The organism is Escherichia sp. HH091_1A, from assembly GCF_030295175.1.
GTDB classification, from domain to species: Bacteria; Pseudomonadota; Gammaproteobacteria; order Enterobacterales; family Enterobacteriaceae; genus Escherichia; species Escherichia coli_F.
This window is the reverse complement of record NZ_AP025747.1, coordinates 289,309-308,696: the sequence shown is the minus strand read 5'-3', so window position 1 is coordinate 308,696 and position 19,388 is coordinate 289,309. Positions and strand designations below refer to the sequence as shown.

General features: G+C 53.3%; 21 protein-coding genes. 12 read left to right on the top strand and 9 right to left on the bottom strand.

The genetic code is table 11. The features are described 5' to 3' along the window. The first annotated feature begins 84 nt into the window (after positions 1-84). The 3 genes from QUF14_RS01420 (at position 85) to QUF14_RS01410 (ending at position 4,209) form a co-directional block, all read left to right on the top strand. Positions 85-2,529, top strand: a complete 2,445-nt coding sequence (locus QUF14_RS01420; RefSeq protein ID WP_024212117.1) for a glycosyltransferase — start codon at positions 85-87, stop codon at positions 2,527-2,529. Between the two features lie 326 nt (positions 2,530-2,855). Further along, on the top strand, positions 2,856-3,677 hold the full coding sequence (locus tag QUF14_RS01415; RefSeq protein ID WP_000199870.1) for a hypothetical protein: 822 nt from the start codon (positions 2,856-2,858) through the stop codon (positions 3,675-3,677). Next, entirely contained in the window at positions 3,670-4,209 is a 540-nt protein-coding gene (locus QUF14_RS01410; protein WP_000623687.1) for a hypothetical protein, read from the top strand. The genes QUF14_RS01415 and QUF14_RS01410 overlap by 8 nt, the downstream gene beginning before the upstream one ends. A gap of 3 nt (positions 4,210-4,212) precedes the next feature. On the opposite strand, the gene QUF14_RS01405 is transcribed toward QUF14_RS01410, so the two are convergent. Genes QUF14_RS01405 through QUF14_RS01370 form a run of 8 tightly spaced genes read right to left on the bottom strand, consistent with a single transcriptional unit; the run spans position 4,213 to position 11,082 of the window. Beyond that, entirely contained in the window at positions 4,213-4,617 is a 405-nt protein-coding gene (locus QUF14_RS01405; RefSeq protein WP_000859541.1) for an FAD synthase family protein, read from the bottom strand. 2 nt (positions 4,618-4,619) lie between these two features. Next, entirely contained in the window at positions 4,620-5,054 is a 435-nt protein-coding gene (fliJ, locus tag QUF14_RS01400) for a flagellar export protein FliJ (RefSeq protein ID WP_001248921.1), read from the bottom strand. A 2-nt stretch (positions 5,055-5,056) separates the two neighbouring features. Further along, on the bottom strand, positions 5,057-6,394 hold the full coding sequence (gene fliI, locus QUF14_RS01395; RefSeq protein ID WP_001279409.1) for a flagellar protein export ATPase FliI: 1,338 nt from the start codon (positions 6,392-6,394) through the stop codon (positions 5,057-5,059). Then, positions 6,387-7,097 (bottom strand): flagellar assembly protein FliH, encoded by a 711-nt coding sequence (fliH, locus tag QUF14_RS01390; RefSeq protein WP_000151514.1) that lies wholly within the window; start codon positions 7,095-7,097, stop codon positions 6,387-6,389. Before fliH ends, fliI begins: the two co-directional genes overlap by 8 nt. A 3-nt stretch (positions 7,098-7,100) precedes the next feature. After that, positions 7,101-8,111 carry a flagellar motor switch protein FliG gene (locus QUF14_RS01385; protein ID WP_001293121.1) on the bottom strand — a complete coding sequence of 337 codons (1,011 nt, stop codon included), beginning with the start codon at positions 8,109-8,111 and terminating at the stop codon, positions 7,101-7,103. Continuing rightward, positions 8,089-9,735 (bottom strand): flagellar basal-body MS-ring/collar protein FliF, encoded by a 1,647-nt coding sequence (gene fliF / locus QUF14_RS01380; protein ID WP_000993685.1) that lies wholly within the window; start codon positions 9,733-9,735, stop codon positions 8,089-8,091. Before fliF ends, QUF14_RS01385 begins: the two co-directional genes overlap by 23 nt. A gap of 4 nt (positions 9,736-9,739) precedes the next feature. Further along, positions 9,740-10,081 (bottom strand): flagellar hook-basal body complex protein FliE, encoded by a 342-nt coding sequence (gene fliE / locus QUF14_RS01375; protein WP_000029088.1) that lies wholly within the window; start codon positions 10,079-10,081, stop codon positions 9,740-9,742. A 14-nt stretch (positions 10,082-10,095) separates the two neighbouring features. Next, complete coding sequence (locus QUF14_RS01370) at positions 10,096-11,082, bottom strand: sigma-54 interaction domain-containing protein (protein WP_001292210.1); 987 nt, start codon at positions 11,080-11,082, stop codon at positions 10,096-10,098. A 326-nt stretch (positions 11,083-11,408) separates the two neighbouring features. Here QUF14_RS01370 and QUF14_RS01365 point away from each other — a divergent pair, with 326 nt between their 5' ends. The 9 genes from QUF14_RS01365 to QUF14_RS01325 all read left to right on the top strand — a co-directional run bounded on the left by QUF14_RS01365 (position 11,409) and on the right by QUF14_RS01325 (position 18,370). Then, entirely contained in the window at positions 11,409-12,260 is an 852-nt protein-coding gene (locus tag QUF14_RS01365; protein WP_000922508.1) for a FliM/FliN family flagellar motor switch protein, read from the top strand. Continuing rightward, positions 12,253-12,624, top strand: a complete 372-nt coding sequence (locus QUF14_RS01360) for a FliM/FliN family flagellar motor switch protein (protein ID WP_000043125.1) — start codon at positions 12,253-12,255, stop codon at positions 12,622-12,624. Before QUF14_RS01365 ends, QUF14_RS01360 begins: the two co-directional genes overlap by 8 nt. Further along, positions 12,621-13,373 carry a flagellar type III secretion system pore protein FliP gene (fliP, locus tag QUF14_RS01355; protein WP_000828874.1) on the top strand — a complete coding sequence of 251 codons (753 nt, stop codon included), beginning with the start codon at positions 12,621-12,623 and terminating at the stop codon, positions 13,371-13,373. The genes QUF14_RS01360 and fliP overlap by 4 nt, the downstream gene beginning before the upstream one ends. A gap of 2 nt (positions 13,374-13,375) precedes the next feature. Beyond that, positions 13,376-13,648 carry a flagellar biosynthetic protein FliQ gene (locus tag QUF14_RS01350; RefSeq protein WP_000958538.1) on the top strand — a complete coding sequence of 91 codons (273 nt, stop codon included), beginning with the start codon at positions 13,376-13,378 and terminating at the stop codon, positions 13,646-13,648. Position 13,649: 1 nt separating this feature from the next. Then, a complete protein-coding gene (gene fliR / locus QUF14_RS01345; RefSeq protein ID WP_001260516.1) occupies positions 13,650-14,432 on the top strand; it encodes a flagellar biosynthetic protein FliR in 783 nt (260 codons plus the stop codon). After that, positions 14,422-15,561, top strand: a complete 1,140-nt coding sequence (gene flhB, locus QUF14_RS01340; RefSeq protein WP_000785651.1) for a flagellar type III secretion system protein FlhB — start codon at positions 14,422-14,424, stop codon at positions 15,559-15,561. The genes fliR and flhB overlap by 11 nt, the downstream gene beginning before the upstream one ends. Further along, positions 15,545-17,638: a flagellar biosynthesis protein FlhA gene (gene flhA / locus QUF14_RS01335; protein WP_001140820.1), complete on the top strand. Its 2,094-nt coding sequence runs from the start codon at positions 15,545-15,547 to the stop codon at positions 17,636-17,638. Before flhB ends, flhA begins: the two co-directional genes overlap by 17 nt. Positions 17,639-17,742: 104 nt before the next feature. Next, positions 17,743-18,021, top strand: a complete 279-nt coding sequence (locus QUF14_RS01330; protein WP_000598759.1) for a type II toxin-antitoxin system HicA family toxin — start codon at positions 17,743-17,745, stop codon at positions 18,019-18,021. After that, positions 18,014-18,370 (top strand): type II toxin-antitoxin system HicB family antitoxin, encoded by a 357-nt coding sequence (locus QUF14_RS01325; RefSeq protein WP_001030482.1) that lies wholly within the window; start codon positions 18,014-18,016, stop codon positions 18,368-18,370. The genes QUF14_RS01330 and QUF14_RS01325 overlap by 8 nt, the downstream gene beginning before the upstream one ends. 22 nt (positions 18,371-18,392) lie before the next feature. On the opposite strand, the gene QUF14_RS01320 is transcribed toward QUF14_RS01325, so the two are convergent. After that, positions 18,393-19,142: a C40 family peptidase gene (locus QUF14_RS01320; RefSeq protein ID WP_186269283.1), complete on the bottom strand. Its 750-nt coding sequence runs from the start codon at positions 19,140-19,142 to the stop codon at positions 18,393-18,395. Between the last annotated feature and the right edge of the window lie 246 nt (positions 19,143-19,388).

Here is a 19,388-nt window from a genome sequence, read left to right as displayed (position 1 = left end):
TTCGGGGAGAGGGTTAGGGTGAGGGGCAAAGCGCGCACAGCCCCCCTTATCCATCACATTCACCCACTAACTCACCCAAACACCATGCCAACACCAAGCATCATCAAAACACTCGCCACCCACCGCGAAAAACCGTTCGTCAGCGTCGTCACGCCAACCTGGAACCGCGGCGCATTCCTCCCGTACCTGCTCTATATGTACCGCTATCAGGACTACCCGGCAGACCGCCGCGAACTGGTCATCCTTGACGACTCGCCGCAAAGCCATCAACACATCATCGACCGCCTGACCAATGGCACGCCGGAAGCCTTTAACATCCGCTACATCCATCACCCGGAAAAACTGCCGCTGGGAAAAAAACGCAATATGCTCAACGAACTGGCGAGCGGCGAATATATCCTCTGCATGGATGACGACGACTACTACCCGGCAGATAAAATCTCTTACACCATCGCCATGATGCAAAAACACCGGGCGCTGATCTCCGGTTCCGACCAGATCCCCATCTGGTACAGCCATATCAACCGCATCTTTCAAAGCCGCAGCTTTGGCCCGCGTAACATCCTCAACGGCACCTTTTGTTATCACCGTAACTACCTGAAAAAGCACCGTTACAATGACGATTGCAATTTAGGCGAAGAGAAAAGTTTCACCGACAATTTCAGCGTAAACCCGCTGCAACTGCCCGGCGAGCGCACGATTTTGTGTATTTCGCATAGCCACAACACCTTTGATAAAGACTTTATTCTCGGGGCCAGCACGCCAGTAAACGCGGCGCTTACGGATATCGTCACCGATCCGCTGCTCCGCAATGCTTATCTGAGTCTGCATAACGCCACTCATCACCAGGGGATCAACCATCAGGCGATCGATCAGATCGTTCTGCTGAATCTGGATAAACGCCCGGATCGTTTACGGCAGATCCGTGAAGAGCTGGCATTGCTGCATATTCCGCCTGAAAAAATTACCCGCCTTGCCGCCTGTGAAGATGAAAACGGTCAACGGGGCCGCCGCCTGTCGCACTTGCAGGCGCTACGCCTGGCGCAACAGCACAGCTGGCAAAATTACCTGCTGCTGGAAGATGACGCTCTTATTCTCAAGCAGGAGAAACATATTCAGATACTGAACACGCTGCTGGCGAGCCTGGCGAAAATTCCCTGGCAGGTGATGATCCTTGGTGGCGAAATTTCACAAGGAACAATGCTAAAAAGCCTGCCGGGGCTGGTGCACGCGCGGGACTGCCGCAAAGTGTGTGCTTATCTGGTGAACAGCCGCTACTACCCACAACTGGCGCAGCAGATGAGTAACGATGAGCACTCGCTGGAAGACGGCTGGCAGCCACTGCTGCGCGCCGACAAATGGCTGGCCTGTTACCCGAGCCTTAGTTATCAGCGACCGGGCTTTAGTGATATCGAGAAAAAAGCGACTGATAACATTAACCACTACTTCAATAAGTTACCCGTAGCCACCAAGCCATCCACATTACCCATCGCCGTCACCACCGGCTTTTTTATGGAAACCTCCTTCCACTACGCGCTCTATCGCCCAATCATCACCGCCCTACAGGCGCAGGGGCAGAGTTGCACACTGGTAATCAACGATCGCGTGTTTAAACCGTTTCTGGATGAAATACTGGAAACACTGAAAAGCATCGACGATCCACAGCTTAAAGGTATGCGCTTATCAGAAATGCAGGCGCACGGTCAGCGGGTGAAATGCCTGGTCAGCCCCTACCACACGCCCGCGCTCAATGGCATTTCACCCGTGAACGTTCGCGCCATGTACGGCTTAGCCAAAGAGACGTGGAACCACGCCGACTGGAACCGTTTTTATCAGCGCATTTTGTGTTACAGCCACTACAGCCAGCAAGCACTGAAACATTTCGGCAGCACAAAAGTGGTCGGCAACCCGCGCTTCGACGCCTGGCATAACGGCACGTTTGACCGCGCCCTGCCGGAAAATATCCAACCCGATTCCCGTAAACCTACGGTGCTCTATGCCCCCACGTTTGGCGCATTAAGCTCCCTGCCCCACTGGGCAGAAAAATTGGGGCGCTTAAGTGGCGATGTGAACCTGATTTGCAAACTGCACCACGGCACCTGCTCGCGCCCGGAAGAAGTTGCATCGCTGGCCCTGGCGCGCAGACACTTAAAACAGCGCACCGACTCCGCTCGGCACACGCTGGCGCTACTGGCAACGGCCGATTACGTGCTCACCGATAACAGCGGCTTTATTTTCGATGCTATCCACGTTGATAAGCGGGTAATCCTGCTCGACTTTCCGGGCATGAATAAACTGCTCGACGGCGAGAAAAGCTACTCCACACCGGATAGTGCCGACCAGCAAATCCGCGAAATATTGCCGGTGGCTCATGATATGGCAGAGCTGCGTTACTTGTTGTCAGAGGCGTTTGACTGGGGTGCGTTGCAGGCGCGGCTTACGGAAATTCGTCATCACTATTGCGACATGTTTATGGATGGTAAGGCGGGAGAACGGGCGGCGATGGTGATTGTGGAGGCGCTGGGTTAAACCGCAGAAGTGCCTGATGCGCTTCGCTTATCAGGCCTACTCGCCGCTGCAATAGTTTGAATCTGTGATGATTTGTAGGCCGGATAAGGCGTTTACGCCGCATCCGGCACGAACAGCGCACTTATCTACCCTTCGATTTTAAATACATCTCTTTATGGCTGGTGAATCGGTAAAGTCGTAGATTGTGGGGGAGCGATCTTTATGAATTCTGAAAAAACCCTGAATCTTGCTAAACATATTGCTTATCATAAATATAGGTTACACACTATAAAAATTACTGCGTAATTTAACATCTTGCCTAAAAATGATAGAGCGTAAACGATAATATGACTTCTGATAAAAAAGTAACTTCCGGTACGACAAGCCAGAAACAAAACAACATTGTCACTCAAAAAATATCACGCCAGAAGGAATTGTTTCTATTATTTTGGGTTGATGAGTCCGATGATAGCCGACGTTCTATTTTTGAAGAAGCATGTCTGACGCGTTATTTCAATATCCTTTATTCCCCCGAGTATAAAAAAGAAACACAGATAGTTTATCATTTATCAATTAACACATTTAATCAAATCAAAGAAATATTAGAAATCTTTATAAACAAGAATGGAGGTAAAACTAAAGCAAAGGTTAAAGAAGTCAGTTTATTCTCACATGGGGGGCCAATTCATGGTCCTACAACCTCAAACTCTATAAATACACCTTCCGTGCCTAAATACCCACAACAAATGGACATATCCGGAGGATGGGATTCAATTGATTTTAACTGGTCAAACAATGCTATGTTTGTTATGTATGGTTGTCGCACTAGTTATGCAAGTGATGATTCAGGACAAGGTTTTGCCAGTAAATTATCCCTATTAGATAATTTTAAGGACGTGAATGTCTGGGGTCAAACAGAAAGTACTTATCCATCTTATTTCCCAGATATCAGGACAACGTCGATTATGAGGTCAATAAATATAGGTTGGTCTTTTTCACCAACATATATGGTTGCCAATTCTGAAGGTCAAGGATGGGATGCATTATTCCCGGATAATCGAAATCCATTAAAAGCTCTCCCTATGCAGTGTTATAATAATGGGACATTGATTTTAACCTGCGATCAAAGCAATTTTAATGATCACCGGAAGAATAAATCAAATGATTAGCATTGTATTGAGAAGCTTTATTTTATTATTCATAATAATAGTGTATCCGGATTATAATAAAAACCCACCTGCCTTTGAAGTATATGGGGAAAATGACATACTTAAGGATATGGTTATTAATATGAAAACTTATAGATACCATAGTAAGGAAAACTCTTCCCCCACAGCTATAGTGCAAACCATCCTTTTTAAAGGAAATATACAGCAAGTTTTTGAAAGCAATGACATGGGTGGTGCGAGCTTCTTTTTTTCTTATAATAATAAGGTTGAAACGCTGGTAACAGACGCTTTCTTTTTAAATAAAAAATTAGACAAACTGCATGATGCAAATATTTTTGAGGTTATAAAGCATAAGGAAAACATCGTTATTAGATATTACAAGTGCAAAATTGAATATATGCAAAGAGAAAAATTTATCGAAATAGAGATATCAACAAACAAAAATAGTTATTTTAACAAGAATGGAATAAAACAAAAAGATACAAATAAATATAACACATATTTCTTCAATTACTTTGAGTCTCAAAAATAAATTTTATTTTGTCATGCGCGCCCTCCTAATCACCTCAATAATCCCCGTCGTCGACACCGACGGCGTGCGGGGGAAATAGACCACCTCACAAATATACGCGAAGCTATCAAACTTCCCTGCCCAGTCATCGCCCATCACTAAAATATCTGCACTGTACCCCCGCAAATACTCCGCTTTCTGCTCCAGCGATTCCTCCAGAAAAACGCCATCCACGCACGCCAGCCCAGCGATAATCGCCATGCGGTCATCCTGAGGGTAAACCGGTGCCCTGCCCTTTTTAGCAATGTTCAGGGCGTCAGACGACACGCCAACCAGCAGCCGTTCGCCCAGCGTTCGGGCGCGTTGTAAAAGGCGCAGATGACCGACATGAAACACATCGAAGGTGCCGAAGGTGATGACCGTTTTCATGGCTACTCCGCTAATTTTTGCCGCAGCCAGCACTGAACGGCGATGTCATCCACCGCTTTTTGCGCTTTCGCCGTGGCACTTTCTTGCTGCTCGCGGCGTTTGTCATCCAGCGTCAGGGCTACCACTTTCTCTTCGCACGCCGCCGCCGTCAGGTTTTTCTGCATTCGCGTAGCCTTGATGTTAGCCAGCGTTTTTTCCTGCTCCTGCCAGGCGATCACTTTGCGCAAGGTGCCTTTGTAGCCGCTGACGTTTTTCAGCGATTCCACCGACGCCGCCGCGCCCGCAGATGTTTTCTCCACCAGGTAGCCTAACGCTTTAATATTGTTGTCATAGCCCGCGCAAATCTGTTTTTGCTTTGCCAGCTCGACGGTTTTGTCTTTGACCGATTTATCCCGCAGGCGCTGCAATTGCGCGAGGGTGTCGATGATTTGTCGCATAGTTACTGTTCTGCCTTTTTGGCACCAGGAAAGAGGATTTGCAGGCGGCTTTGTACCAGTTCGAGGGAGGCGGGTTCGCGCATCTCCTGGCGTAAAAATCGCTCGATGGCCGGGAACATTTTCACCGCTTTGTCGACGCTGGCATCCGCGCCTGCCACGTAGCCACCGAGCGGGATCAGCGGTTTGATCTCCATATAGGCAGCGTAGTTTTGCTTTAACGCGCGAGCGGATTGCTGATGTTCCGGACAGGTGACCTGGTTCATGCAGCGGCTGATCGACTGGCCGATATCGATGGCCGGATAGTGCCCCGCTTCCGCCAGTTTGCGGGTTAATACGATATGCCCGTCCAGCACCGCGCGGGCGCAGTCGACAATCGGATCTTGCTGGTCGTCGCCTTCCGCCAGCACGGTATAGATGGCGGTCATCGATCCCGTGCTTTCGCTGTTGCCTGCGCTTTCGACCAGTTTGGGGATCATGCCAAATGCCGACGGCGGATAGCCTTTGGTAGCGGGCGGTTCGCCAAGCGAGAGCGCAATTTCACGCTGCGCCATCGCATAGCGGGTCAGGGAATCCACCAGCAGCAAAACGTGATGCCCGCGGTCGCGAAACCAGGCGGCGATGGAGTGGCACAGTTCGGTGGCTTTCAGGCGCATCAGCGGCGATTCATCGGCGGGCGCGACGACGACGATAGACTTCGCCAGCCCGTCCGCGCCCAGTGAATGGTCGATAAACTCTTTCACTTCGCGCCCGCGTTCGCCAATTAGCCCAACCACCACAATATCGGCTTTAGTCTGGCGGGTGATCATCCCCAGCAGCACGCTTTTCCCGACGCCGCTACCCGCCATCAGCCCGACGCGCTGGCCTTTGCCGATGGTCAGCAGGCCGTTGATCGCTTTCACGCCCACATCTAAGGGTTCGTCCACCGAACGGCGGGTTAAGGGATTGACCGAGGGCGGTAGCGGCGGCAGAAGGTCGTTGCCGTTCAGGCGGCCTTTACCATCCAGCGGTTCGCCGAGGCCATTCACCACGCGGCCTAACCAGCTTTCGCCTATCAGGATGTCGTGGGCTTTTTCTTCCGGGAAGACACGCGCCCCCGCCATCAGGCCAACTGGCTGTTTGAATGGCATTAAGTAGGTGATGTCACGATTGAAGCCCACGGCCTGCGCGTCAATTAGCGTGTGGTTAGCGCTTTCGATGCGGCACAACTGCCCGGTCATTAATGGGCAGCCGACGCTCTCCAGCAGAATGCCGTTCAGGCGCACCAGCCGTCCGGCGACGCGAGCCAGCGGGATCGACTCCAGCGAACGCAGGGCGTTATCGAAAGCAGAAAAATCACTCACTCTGCGTCTCCGGCGTCAGCGTCTCTTGCAGCGCGGTCATGCATTGTTCAAGGCGATGCTCGCAGCCGATGTCCAGTTCTGATTTATCGGTGATCACCCGGCATTCCCCCGGCGGCAAATCCGGCGAAGGCGTCAGCCCCCATTCGCTGACCTTTTCCGGCACCGCGTCGCGCAGGCGGTTAAACTCTTCCGTGCTCAGCATCACTTGCAGGGTTTCCGGCATCGCCGGGAAGGCCGCCAGCGCCTCTTCCACCAGCGCCAGTAACTGCGTCGGTTGCAGCGCCAGTTCGCAGCGGATCACCTGGCGGGTGACTTTCTCCACCAGTTGCAGCAAATCTTCCCGCTGTTTACGTTCGATATGGGCGAGGAAGTCATTCACTTGTCCAGTGATGGCTTCCAGCGGCTGCGCCGCCTCAATAAACTGCTTGCGCCCTTCCTGCTGCCCGGCGAGGCTCCCTTCGGTGTAGCCCTGACGCCGCCCCTCGGCAAAACCTTGCTGATGACCTTCGCTAAAGCCCTGCTCCTGACCCTCGGTCATGCCCTGAGCAAACCCTTTTTGCAGTCCTTCCTGAAAACCGTCCATCAACTGGCGTTGGTAATCGGCGGCGCTAATGCTGGCAGTGAGCGGTTCTCCGGTCACCGCACGCTGACGCGGCGGGAAACGGTGCAGGCGATAGCGCCCGCGCAGTGTTTCAATGGTCATGGGTTACTCCGCCGTCTGTTCCGCAAAGAGCTGTAGCTGAAGTTCGCCCGCCTCTTCCAGTTCACGGGCGATACCCATGATTTCGCGGCGGATTTGTTCGATACGGCTGACCGGCACCGGACCCAGGCGCGCGGTGATCGCTTCCAGTTGCTGCACCTGACGTTTTGGCATCACCGCATAAATGGAGCGACGTAACAGGGCTTCGGTGCCTTTCAGCGCCACCGCCCAGTCTTCCATTGGCACTTCGTCGAGCAGGCGACGGCGCACCTCTTCGTTCTGGCGGCTGAGAATAAAGAAGTCGTACATCTCATCCTGCAACTGCTCCAGCACGTCTTCGTCGCGCTCGCGCATCTGGTCGAGGATCACCTGCTGGTTTCCCTGGAAGCGGTTGACAATATCCGCCGCCTGTTTGATGCCTTTCACCTTCGAGCCGTGCTCTGAAAGCACCGACAGGCCGCGTTCGATCAGACGATCCAGTTCATCCACCACATCGCGGTTGACGTCGTTGAGTTTCGCTACCCGGTAAAGAATTTCGTTTTGCACCGATTCGTTGAGATAAGAGAGCACCGCCGCCGAGATTTCCGGCGTCAGAAACGCGAGGAATACCGCCTGCAATTGCAGATGTTCTTCGGAGATCAGCATCGCCAGCTGGCGCGGTTCCACCCATTGCAGGCGCGCCATCCGCGAGCGAATCTCATCGCCGTAGATGCCATTGATCACGCTGCTGGCGATCTCGGTGCCCAACGCCTTGTTAAGAATGCCCTGCAACATGGATCGCGACGCACCGTTGATCCCGCTCTGTTCGCGGAACTCATCAAAGAAGTTATTGATCACCTTGCGCGCCATGCTGGTTTTGACGCCGGAAAGCCGCGCCATGTTTTCGCTCAGTCGCACTACTTCTTCGCGGCTGAGTTTTTGCATCACCGTTGCCGCCGCTTCTTCGCCCAGACACAGCAGCAGAATCGCCGCCTGTTCGAGATAGCTGTTGCTCTTATTTATTGTCAATTCGCTCATTGCTGGTAATCCATTGTCTGAGAACTTCGGCAACGCGATCGGTGTCGCTCATGGCCAGTTTTTGCAGGAACTCGAGTTTCACTTCGAGGCCAGAACTCTGGGACGGCAGACTGTCATCACCAGGCAGCGACGGCAGGTCGACATTTTTACGCTCCTCTTCCGGCACGGCGATCCACGGTTCGCTGATGGCTTCCGGTTCTGGTGTGATAACCGGCGCACGTACCGCCGTCAGCCGTTTCATCAGCGGGCGCACCACAAAGAACAGCAGCAACAGCGCCAGCAGGCCGCAGCCAATCAGCCGCACCCACGCCAGCACGCTGTCATCTTTCCACAGTGGAATAACCGGTTCGACAGGCACCGCCTGCGGCACAAAGTTGAGCAGTGATAAGGTGAGATTGTCACCACGCTGGGCGTCGATCCCGGCGGCATTGTTCAGCAGCGCGGTAAGCTGTGTGGTCTGCTCCGGCTTCCAGTTTTTCAGCGCCGGGGCGTTTTGATTGAGCACCACCGCCACGTTGAGGCGTTTCACCGCAAAGCCGGGATGCTGAATATGCTGGACGCTGCGGTCGTAAGAGTAGTCGCGCTTACTTTCGCTGTGTTTGGAAAGCGCTTCCGGCGAGCGGTTTTCTTCCGCACCGTTGGTCATCTGATTCGCTGCAATCGGCGGACGGTTACTGAGTGAACCGGGCACGCCCATCGCCACCTGATTGGTGTCGCTGTCCAGCACGCTCTCTTCGCGGTTGATTTTCGGCGCGTCACCGTAGTGTTCCTGGGTTTCGTCGATGGTGCTGAGGTCGAGATCCGGCATCACACTGACGCGGTAATTCCCGCTGCCAACCAGCGAATCCAACACGTTCGCCACGCTTGCACGGGTTTTGTCCTGAATATCTTTGAGGATCTGATCGCGTTTACGGGTCGCGGCAGAAACCGCCTCGCCCGCGCCAATGCCGTCGGTCAGCAGATTTCCCGCCTGATCGACGACGCTGACTTTACTGGCCTGTAGCCCCGGAATACTGCCGGACACCAGATGCACAATGGCGTTCACCTGGTCCATATTCAGCTTCGCGCCGTAATGCAAGCGCACCACCACCGAGGCACTGTTTTGCGGCTCATCGCTGACCACAAACGAGCTTTCTTCGTTGAGCGCCAGATGCACCCGCGCGCTTTCCACCGCGTCCAGCGACATGATGCTTTGCGCCAGCTCCCCTTCGAGGCTGCGTTTATAGCGCACGTTCTGCACGAACTGACTGCTGCCGAGCACTTCGTCTTTGTCCATCAGCTCGTAGCCGCTGGGCAATATCGCCTGCACGCCTTTCGCGGCAAGGGTCATGCGCGTTTTCGACAGTTCGTCTTCCGGCACCAGTATCTGCCCGCTTTGCGGGTCGATGCGGTAGGTGAGCTTTTCGCCGTCCAGCACGGTGACAATCTGCGACACGGGCAGATTTTCCTGGCGTCCGTAGAGCGAGACGTAGCCGCGATTCCCCGTCCACAGCACGCTGACGATAATCGCCGTCGCCGCAACGGCAAGCCCCACACCCGCCATCAACGCCCAGCGTTTGTTATCTGCGAGCCGCAGTCGAAACGCCGGAAAGGCCTGGGTTAACTTCTTTATTTGTGCATTCATAGGGTTAGATCGACATACTCATCAGATCGTTAAATCCGGTGGCGATTTTGTTGCGCACCTGCACCAGCGCGGAGAAAGAAAGCGACGCCTGCTGGCTGGCGATCATCGCCCCGGCGAGGTCATCACTTTTGCCCGTGTCGACAGCCGTTTGCTGCTGCTCCGCCACCTGCTGGAACTGGTCAACGTGACCGAGCGCGCCGGACATAATGCGATTAAACGACACGTCCGGGTCGGTGGAACTGAAGGTCATGGCGGGTAGCACTGGCGCCTGGGCGTTGGCCTGCATCCGCTGCACGTCCTGCATAATTTGCGCCTGCATGGTGCTGTTGATTGTGGTAATGCTCATTTTTAACTTCCGGGTCAGGAGAAAACTTCGATACCGTGCTTGCGCATGGAGGCCAGTCGATAGCGCAGGGCGCGCGGGGTAATGCCTAACAGGTCAGCGATTTTGCTGCGGTTACCCTGATATTTACGCATCAGGTCGGCGATATATTGATACTGCGCGCTTCGTCCGTGCTGGCCTAAATCGCCGGTTTCGGCAATGTGGACGGCGGGCTGAACAGGCCATTGCAGTTCACTGTGGTCAGCAATATCGGTGTCCGGCAGGCCTAATGCATCCGGGTAAATTACGCCGTCGCGATTTAAAATCATTCCCCGCTGAATGGCGTTTTCCAGTTGGCGCACGTTACCGGGCCAGCGGTAATTAAGCAGCGCACGGCGGGTGGATTCGGACAGGGTGATATTTTTCACCAGTACCGTGGAGTATTTTTTAATAAATGACTCCGCCAGCGGAATAATATCGTTCGGGCGTTCACGCAGTGGCGGCATGGTAATAGGAATCACCGCCAGACGATAATAGAGATCTTCACGAAAACGCCCGGCGGCAACTTCCTGTTCAAGGTTTTTATTGGTGCAGGCAATCAGGCGAAAATTGAGTTTAATTTGTCGGTTGCTGCCTAATCGCTCAACCTGCTGTTCCTGCAATACGCGTAATATTTTGGCCTGTAGAGCCAGCGGCATTTCACCAATTTCATCGAGCAATAAGGTGCCGTTATTTGCCAGTTCCATTTTTCCTGGCACGCTGGCAATTGCGCCGGTAAATGCACCTTTGTCGTAGCCAAATAACGTCGATTCGAGCATATTTTCCGGGATCGCCGCGCAGTTCACGCCGATATAGGGCGCGTTATCATTTTCACCAAAGGCTACGGTGTGAATATATTTCGCCACACACTCTTTGCCCGCACCGGTTTCGCCCTGAATCAGGACCGGCACGTTAAAGGCGGCGACACGCTTTGCCAGAGTAAAAGCGTTAATGCTGGAGGCAGCAGTTGCAATAAGTTCAGACATAGGGTGAACAATATAAGTAGCGACAATAATCAGGATGTTCTGAAGCGTATCACCGACGGGATTAACAAGTTTGAATTAAACGATAATAAAAATATTATTTCATTTTAAACAATGAGTTAGAGTCGTAGGCCGGATAAGGCGTTTACGCCGCATCCGGCAATTGCGCACCGATGCCCGACATATCACCCTTTAATAATTTAATTATTTTTTCACCCTATTAATAATTTGCCCCTTTCATCCCCCCTCTATTTAATACCTCTCCTTGTGTCACTGCCGGAATTGCGTGCACAAAAACGCCCATACCATTACAGCAGAGAAAGTAAGCCATGCTGAAGTACAGTAAAACGCCAGGCATCTTTAAATTAGAAGGTAATCGGCTCGGACGCCCCTACCATCGCCTGCCGACCCTGTTTACGGGGAATTTTGACGTGATTGATTCGCATCTTGGCAGCTACTTTCTCAAAAAGCATCGCAGCAATATCACTTTAAAAAAGATTGGCTGCGAAATGGATATTATCAATAAAAACGCCGAACTGATGGTTTCCCAGGTCGGGCATCTGGCGTTTGATATTGATCGCTCCTTGCTGTTAATGCTGCTGGGCAATTTTTATGGTCTGGAGTCCTCTCTTGAAGAGGCAAAAGCCCATAATGGCCTGCCGACCAAAACCGAAACACGTTTAAAAAACCGCCTGGCGCTGGATATCTGCACGCTGATATTTAATCTGCAAACCTCCGGTATTGCGCTGAAATTAAAGCTGGACAGCAGCACGGTAATTACCCACTGGGCGTATCAATTAACCTTTACCCTCGCGGGCGATGAAGAGAGCCGTTTTCGTATTTTGCTCGACGATGCCCACACCGATTTTATTTTAAATCTGATCCGCCACAGTGAGCACAGTAAACCGCAGCAGGTGGCGAAATCCGTCAACAAGCCGGCACTGATTAAAGAGATCATCCGCTCCCTGCCGTTGACCCTGAACGTCAAAATCGCCGAGCTGTCGATGAATGTTGCCGATCTGGCGCAGGTAAAAGCCGGAGATATTTTACCCATCTCGCTGGGAGAAACGTTCCCGGTGGCGATTGGGCAATCTGAATTATTTAGCGCCCTGATAGTGGAAGACAAAGACAAACTGTTTTTGTCGGAGCTGGCGGGCAAAAATGAGAATAGCCATGAGTAAGCAAGAAGATATTTTAGCCGGGGATTTTGGCCTCACCGATGACGTTGCGCCTGTCACGAAATCCGCCGACGCCGAAACGCTGGTCACCCGCCTGGAGGACCGTTTTTCCGACTCGATGACGCTGCTGAAACGCATTCCGGTGACCTTAACGCTGGAAGTCTCCTCGGTGGAAATCATGTTAGCCGACCTGCTGAACATCGACGACGACACGGTGATTGAACTGGATAAGCTCGCCGGGGAGCCGCTGGATATTAAAGTGAACAATATCCTACTGGGCAAAGCGGAAGTGGTGGTGGTCAACGAGAAGTACGGCCTGCGCGTGCTGGAGTTTAACACCCGCGATATCAACGACCTGGCGCCATGAAACGCCGCGCTCAACTGACGCTGGGCCTGGCGCTGCTGGCGCTCGCGCCGCTGGCAATCGCCCAGGGCGGTGATATTGCGCTGCTTAACGTGGTCACTCATGGCAACACTCAGGAATACAGCGTCAAAATCCAGGTTCTGATTCTGATGACCCTCGTCGGTTTGTTGCCGACGATGGTGCTGATGATGACCTGCTTTACGCGCTTTATTATCGTGCTTTCACTACTGCGCCAGGCGCTGGGGCTGCAACAAACGCCGCCAAACCGCATTCTGATTGGCATTGCGCTCTCCCTCACCCTGCTGGTGATGCGCCCTGTCTGGCTGAATATTTACGACCACGCGGTGGTGCCGTTCGAAAACGATCAGATTACCCTGACCGATGCGCTAAGCACCGCCGCGACGCCGCTGAAACGCTTTATGCTGGCGCAGACCGACAAAAAAGCGATGGCGCAAATCATGACCATCGGTGGCGCGAAGGGCAATGCCGCCGACCAGGATCTCTCCATCGTGGTGCCCGCCTATGTGCTGAGCGAGCTGAAAACCGCTTTCCAGATTGGCTTTATGATTTACATCCCGTTTCTGGTTATCGACCTGATTGTCGCCAGCGTGCTGATGGCGATGGGGATGATGATGCTGTCGCCGCTGATTGTTTCGCTGCCGTTTAAACTGATGCTGTTTGTGCTGATCGACGGCTGGTCGCTGACCATCGGCACGCTTACCACCAGCATTCGCGGGCTGGGGCTGGGCTGATTATGCTGACCGTTGACGTAGCCGCCGACATTGTCGCCAGCGGCATAAAAGTAGTGATTTTACTGGTTTCGGTGCTGGTGGTGCCAAGCCTGCTCGTTGGCCTGCTGGTGAGCGTGTTCCAGGCAGTGACGCAGATTAATGAGCAGACACTTAGCTTTTTACCGAGGCTGATTGTCACGCTGGTGGTGCTGGGGATATGCGGCAAATGGATGATTATCCAGTTGCATGACCTGTGCATTCACCTGTTTAGCCAGGCCGCCCTGCTGGTGCATTAAGATGCGCACAAGCGACGTTACGCAACTGACGGATCTGGCGCTGGGGCTGTGGTTTCCCTTCGTGCGCATTATGGCGTTTCTGCGCTATGTGCCGGTGCTGGATAACAGCGCCCTGACCGTGCGCGTGCGGATTATTTTGTCGCTGGCGCTGGCAATCATCATCACGCCGTTGATCCCCCATCCTGTTCCCCACGACCTGCTTTCACTCAACAGCCTGATCCTGACGGTGGAGCAAATTTTATGGGGCATGTTATTCGGGCTGATGTTTCAGTTTCTGTTTCTCGCACTACAGCTGGCCGGGCAAATTCTCTCGTTCAATATGGGGATGAGCATGGCGGTGATGAACGACCCGAGTAGCGGCGCATCGACCACCGTGCTGGCGGAGCTAATCAACGTCTACGCGATCCTGCTGTTTTTTGCCATGGACGGGCATCTGCTGCTGGTGAGCGTGTTGTACAAGGGCTTCACCTACTGGCCGATTGGCAACGCGCTGCATCCGCAAACCCTGCGCACCATCGCGCTGGCCTTTAGCTGGGTGCTGGCGTCGGCATCGCTGCTGGCGCTGCCGACCACCTTCATCATGCTGATTGTGCAGGGCTGCTTTGGCCTGCTCAATCGCATTGCACCGCCGCTGAACCTTTTTTCGCTCGGCTTTCCCATCAACATGCTGGCGGGGCTGGTCTGCTTTGCCACCCTGCTCTACAACCTGCCGGATCACTATCTGCATCTGGCGAATTTTGTGTTGCAGCAACTCGACGCGCTGAAAGGCCACTATGGCGGATAGCAGCAGCGAAGAAAAAACAGAGAAACCCTCGGCGCAAAAGCTGCGTAAAGCGCGTGAAGAGGGACAACTGCCGCGCTCGAAGGATATGGGGCTGGCGGCGAGCCTGTTTGCGGCATTTGTGGTGATCTCCAGCAGCTTCCCTTGGTATGCCGATTTTGTGCGCGAGAGTTTTATCAGCGTGCATCAGTACGCGCAGGAGATTAATAACCCGGACGTTATCGGCCAGTTTCTGCGCCATCACCTGTTAATTCTCGGCAAGTTTATTCTCACCTTGCTACCGATGCCCGCCGCCGCACTGCTCTCCTCACTGGTGCCCGGCGGCTGGCTGTTTTTGCCGAAAAAAATCCTCCCGGATTTCAGCAAAATCAGCCCGTTAAAAGGCATTGGTCGCCTGTTCTCCAGTGAACATCTGGCGGAAACAGGCAAGATGACGGCGAAGTCGGTGGTGGTGCTGGTGATGCTGTGGATTAGCCTGCGCAATAACTTTGCCGCCTTTCTCGGCCTGCAGGCGCTGCCGTTCAAACTGGCGATGAATGAGGGTTTGTCGCTCTACGCCAGCGTGATGCGCAACTTTGTCATCCTGTTTATTTTCTTCGCGCTTATCGACGTGCCGCTGGCGAAAGCCCTGTTCACCAAAGGGCTGAAGATGACCAAACAGGAGCTGAAAGAAGAGTACAAAAATCAGGAAGGTAAGCCGGAAGTGAAGGCGCGTGTGCGGCGGCTGCAACGGCAGCTGGCGATGGGGCAAATTCGCAAAGTGGTGCCGAAAGCCAACGTGGTGATCACCAACCCGACCCACTACGCCGTAGCGTTGCAGTATGACCAGTCGCGCGCCGCTGCGCCGTTTGTGGTGGCGAAAGGCACCGATGAAATCGCCCTCTATATTCGCCAGGTCGCCACTGAAAATCAGGTGGAAGTGGTCGAGTTCCCGCGGCTGGCGCGCTCGGTTTACTACACCACCCAGGTGAACCAGCAAATTCCGTTTCAGCTTTACCGGGCCATCGCCCACGTTTTGACCTACGTCCTGCAAATGAAACACTGGCGCGAGGGCGCACAGCCGCGCCCGGCCCTGAACAGACATATTTCCATTCCCAAAGAGGTCCTTAAACTGGATGGCGAAAACAACTAAATCGTTCCTCGCGCTACTGCGCGGCGGTAATCTCGGCGTACCGCTGGTGATCCTGTGTATTCTGGCGATGGTTATTCTGCCGCTGCCACCTGCGCTGCTGGATATTCTGTTCACCTTCAACATTGTGCTGGCGGTGATGGTGCTGCTGGTGGCGGTGTCGGCGAAACGACCGCTGGAATTCAGCCTGTTCCCGACCATTTTGCTGATCACCACCTTAATGCGCCTGACGCTCAACGTTGCTTCTACGCGCGTGGTGCTGCTGCACGGGCATCTCGGCGCGGGCGCGGCGGGTAAGGTGATTGAGTCGTTTGGTCAGGTGGTGATTGGCGGCAACTTTGTCGTCGGTTTCGTGGTGTTTATCATCCTGATGATCATCAACTTTATCGTCGTCACCAAAGGGGCCGAGCGTATTTCCGAGGTTTCTGCCCGCTTTACCCTGGACGCGATGCCCGGCAAACAGATGGCGATTGACGCCGATCTTAACGCCGGATTGATCAACCAGGCGCAGGCGCAAACCCGGCGTAAAGATGTTGCCAGCGAGGCCGATTTCTACGGCGCAATGGACGGGGCATCGAAGTTTGTGCGCGGGGATGCCATCGCCGGGATGATGATTCTGGCGATCAACCTGATTGGCGGCGTTTGTATCGGGATCTTCAAATACAACCTGAGCGCCGATGCCGCCTTCCAGCAGTATGTGCTGATGACCATCGGTGACGGCCTGGTGGCGCAGATCCCTTCCCTGCTGCTCTCCACCGCGGCGGCGATTATCGTCACCCGCGTCAGCGACAACGGCGATATCGCCCATGATGTGCGCCACCAGCTGCTGGCAAGCCCGTCGGTGCTCTACACCACCACCGGGATTATGTTCGTGCTGGCGGTGGTGCCGGGAATGCCGCACTTCCCGTTCCTGATGTTCAGCGCCCTGCTTGGTTTTACCGGCTGGCGAATGAGCAAACGCCCGCAGGCGGCGGAGGCGGAAGAGAAAAGCCTCGAAACGCTGACCCGCACAATCACTGAAACCAGCGAGCAACAGGTCAGTTGGGAAACCATTCCGCTGATCGAGCCCATCAGTTTAAGCCTCGGTTACAAGCTGGTGGCGCTGGTGGACAAAGCGCAGGGCAACCCGCTCACCCAGCGGATTCGCGGCGTGCGGCAGGTGATTTCCGACGGCAACGGCGTGCTGCTGCCGGAAATCCGTATTCGCGAAAACTTCCGCCTCAAGCCCAGCCAGTACGCCATTTTCATCAACGGCATTAAGGCTGATGAAGCTGATATTCCGGCGGATAAACTGATGGCGTTGCCCTCCAGCGAAACCTACGGCGAGATAGACGGCGTGCTGGGGAACGACCCGGCGTACGGGATGCCGGTCACCTGGATTCAGCCCGCGCAGAAGGCGAAGGCGCTGAATATGGGGTATCAGGTGATCGACAGCGCCAGCGTGATTGCTACCCATGTTAATAAGATTGTGCGCAGCTATATTCCTGATTTGTTTAACTATGACGACATCACGCAGTTGCATAACCGTTTGTCGTCAATGGCACCGCGCCTGGCAGAGGATTTGAGTGCGGCGCTGAATTACAGCCAGTTGCTGAAAGTGTACCGGGCGCTACTGACCGAAGGCGTTTCCCTGCGCGATATCGTCACCATCGCCACCGTGCTGGTCGCCAGTAGCACCGTCACCAAAGATCATATTCTGCTGGCGGCCGATGTGCGCCTGGCATTGCGGCGGAGCATTACCCATCCGTTCGTTCGCAAGCAGGAGCTGACGGTGTATACGCTGAATAATGAGCTGGAAAACCTGCTGACCAACGTGGTGAATCAGGCGCAACAGGCTGGCAAAGTGATGCTCGACAGCGTGCCGGTTGACCCGAATATGCTCAACCAGTTCCAGAACACGATGCCGCAGGTGAAGGAGCAAATGAAAGCGGCGGGTAAAGACCCGGTGCTGCTGGTGCCGCCGCAGCTGCGCCCGTTGCTGGCGCGTTATGCGAAGTTGTTTGCGCCGGGGTTGCATGTGCTGTCGTATAACGAAGTGCCGGACGAGCTGGAGTTGAAGATTATGGGGGCGTTGAGTTGATTGAGGATTCTTTTCCATACTTTGCAGCACCTGACACCATTAATTGACGTCACACTGCAAAGAGACTACGATGACACCATACAATGACGTCATGGATTGATAGTATGATTAAGGTCAGCGCGCTAGGCTCTCGTCATAGAAAAACATTCGACGATGTAATGACGGAGCCGCCAAAATCTGGAATTAAATGGGATGATGTTGTTGCTCTCATTAAAGCGGTGGGTGGATCAATAAAAAATAACAACGGCTCCAGACGAAAATTTCAGATTGGAACGACCAAATTCAGCACACATGAGCCGCATCCAAAGAATGTGATGGATAAAGGCGCAGTAGCAGGTCTTAAGGAGTGGTTTGTTAACTGTGTAGGGGTAGATTATGAATAAAGCATCGAACATTATCACAATTAAAGGTCAACCAGCCGCAGTGACATTTGAAGCCGATATCAACGCATTTCGCGGCAAGTTCCTCAATGTAAACGGTTATTGTGACTTTGTAGCCACAAGTATTGAGGCATTATATCGTGAAGGCGAAAGCGCTCTGGATGAGTGGATGGCGGATTGTGAAGAGGACGGTATTGCCCCTTTTCGTGAAGAAGAAGAGCAAAAACGCCTGACGCTTCGTGTGCCGCATCACATCGATTCGCGGCTGACCATCGTCGCCAGACAACATTCCATTTCAAAAAACCAGCTCATTATTGATGTCTTAGAACGTGAGTTTTCAGCCCAGATGTAAACAGGTCGTCAATATTACCCATTTACAAAATCGTCTCTTCCGTCAAAATCCGCCGCGCGCCTAAAAAATGATCCTGCCAGAAAGGTTCAGCTAACCGACTTACCCGAATGGTTTCCCCGGTGCGCGGCGACTCGATAAACTGACCGTCTCCCAGATACACGCCCATATGGTCGGCAATCTCGCGGCTGTGAATATGGAAAAACAGCAAATCTCCCCGGCGCAGGTCGTTATTTGCCACAATGGTTGCCCGACGGTAGTGATACATCTCATTGGCCGTGCGCGGGAGTTTCGCCTCGAGGATCTTGTTGTAGGCATAAAAAACCAACCCGCTACAGTCGAAGCCTTGATCGGGTCGCGTGCCACCCCAGACGTATGGCTTGCCAAGCTGCTGCTCCAGACGGTGAATCGCCACTTCGGTGATATTATGCAGGTGGTTACTGCTAAGGAAATGATTGTTTTCCGCCAGCGCCTGCCAGCGTCTGTCACTCGCCTTGAGCGGCGCAGGAAACCATTCTGGATGCTGTTTTATCTGTTCGCGGTTGTGTTGCCGCAGTGCCCTTCTGCTTTCGGCATTGCCTTCCACAATATAGCTGACCTGCTTTTTCAGATGAATTTGGTACTGTTTTAATAAACGCGCACGGTTTTGCATCCGCTGGCGGGCGGCGTAGCTGAAAGAGATATGTGATGTGGTGGCGCTGGCGAGTAAAGGGAGCAAAACGCATAACGAAAACACGCCTGGATGCAGAAATCTGCCGAGCAAGAACGAAGACATGAAGGACATAAACCGGCTGAATGAAGGTGAGAATTTTAAAAGACCGGAGGAGTAAACGGGATTATTAATTGCTTATTTGCATATTACTATTGAGGTTTCATAATCTTAGGAAATAAATGATACATGCGCTTTTCGGACTAATGAAAACTGCCCTTGTGCTAAATTTGTAAACCCTGCGCCGACAGGCTTGCGTAAAACTCTTTTGGTGATAATGTGAGCCTTCCAAATCCAGACTATTCCGATTTG

Coding starts and splice junctions, on each gene's coding strand:
- QUF14_RS01420 (WP_024212117.1), top strand. CDS start 85: ATGCCAACACCAAGCATCATCAAAACACTCGCCACCCACCGCGAAAAA.
- QUF14_RS01415 (WP_000199870.1), top strand. CDS start 2,856: ATGACTTCTGATAAAAAAGTAACTTCCGGTACGACAAGCCAGAAACAA.
- QUF14_RS01410 (WP_000623687.1), top strand. CDS start 3,670: ATGATTAGCATTGTATTGAGAAGCTTTATTTTATTATTCATAATAATA.
- QUF14_RS01405 (WP_000859541.1), bottom strand. CDS start 4,617: ATGAAAACGGTCATCACCTTCGGCACCTTCGATGTGTTTCATGTCGGT.
- fliJ (WP_001248921.1), bottom strand. CDS start 5,054: ATGCGACAAATCATCGACACCCTCGCGCAATTGCAGCGCCTGCGGGAT.
- fliH (WP_000151514.1), bottom strand. CDS start 7,097: ATGACCATTGAAACACTGCGCGGGCGCTATCGCCTGCACCGTTTCCCG.
- QUF14_RS01385 (WP_001293121.1), bottom strand. CDS start 8,111: ATGAGCGAATTGACAATAAATAAGAGCAACAGCTATCTCGAACAGGCG.
- fliF (WP_000993685.1), bottom strand. CDS start 9,735: ATGAATGCACAAATAAAGAAGTTAACCCAGGCCTTTCCGGCGTTTCGA.
- fliE (WP_000029088.1), bottom strand. CDS start 10,081: ATGAGCATTACCACAATCAACAGCACCATGCAGGCGCAAATTATGCAG.
- QUF14_RS01370 (WP_001292210.1), bottom strand. CDS start 11,082: ATGTCTGAACTTATTGCAACTGCTGCCTCCAGCATTAACGCTTTTACT.
- QUF14_RS01365 (WP_000922508.1), top strand. CDS start 11,409: ATGCTGAAGTACAGTAAAACGCCAGGCATCTTTAAATTAGAAGGTAAT.
- QUF14_RS01360 (WP_000043125.1), top strand. CDS start 12,253: ATGAGTAAGCAAGAAGATATTTTAGCCGGGGATTTTGGCCTCACCGAT.
- fliP (WP_000828874.1), top strand. CDS start 12,621: ATGAAACGCCGCGCTCAACTGACGCTGGGCCTGGCGCTGCTGGCGCTC.
- QUF14_RS01350 (WP_000958538.1), top strand. CDS start 13,376: ATGCTGACCGTTGACGTAGCCGCCGACATTGTCGCCAGCGGCATAAAA.
- fliR (WP_001260516.1), top strand. CDS start 13,650: ATGCGCACAAGCGACGTTACGCAACTGACGGATCTGGCGCTGGGGCTG.
- flhB (WP_000785651.1), top strand. CDS start 14,422: ATGGCGGATAGCAGCAGCGAAGAAAAAACAGAGAAACCCTCGGCGCAA.
- flhA (WP_001140820.1), top strand. CDS start 15,545: ATGGCGAAAACAACTAAATCGTTCCTCGCGCTACTGCGCGGCGGTAAT.
- QUF14_RS01330 (WP_000598759.1), top strand. CDS start 17,743: ATGATTAAGGTCAGCGCGCTAGGCTCTCGTCATAGAAAAACATTCGAC.
- QUF14_RS01325 (WP_001030482.1), top strand. CDS start 18,014: ATGAATAAAGCATCGAACATTATCACAATTAAAGGTCAACCAGCCGCA.
- QUF14_RS01320 (WP_186269283.1), bottom strand. CDS start 19,142: ATGTCTTCGTTCTTGCTCGGCAGATTTCTGCATCCAGGCGTGTTTTCG.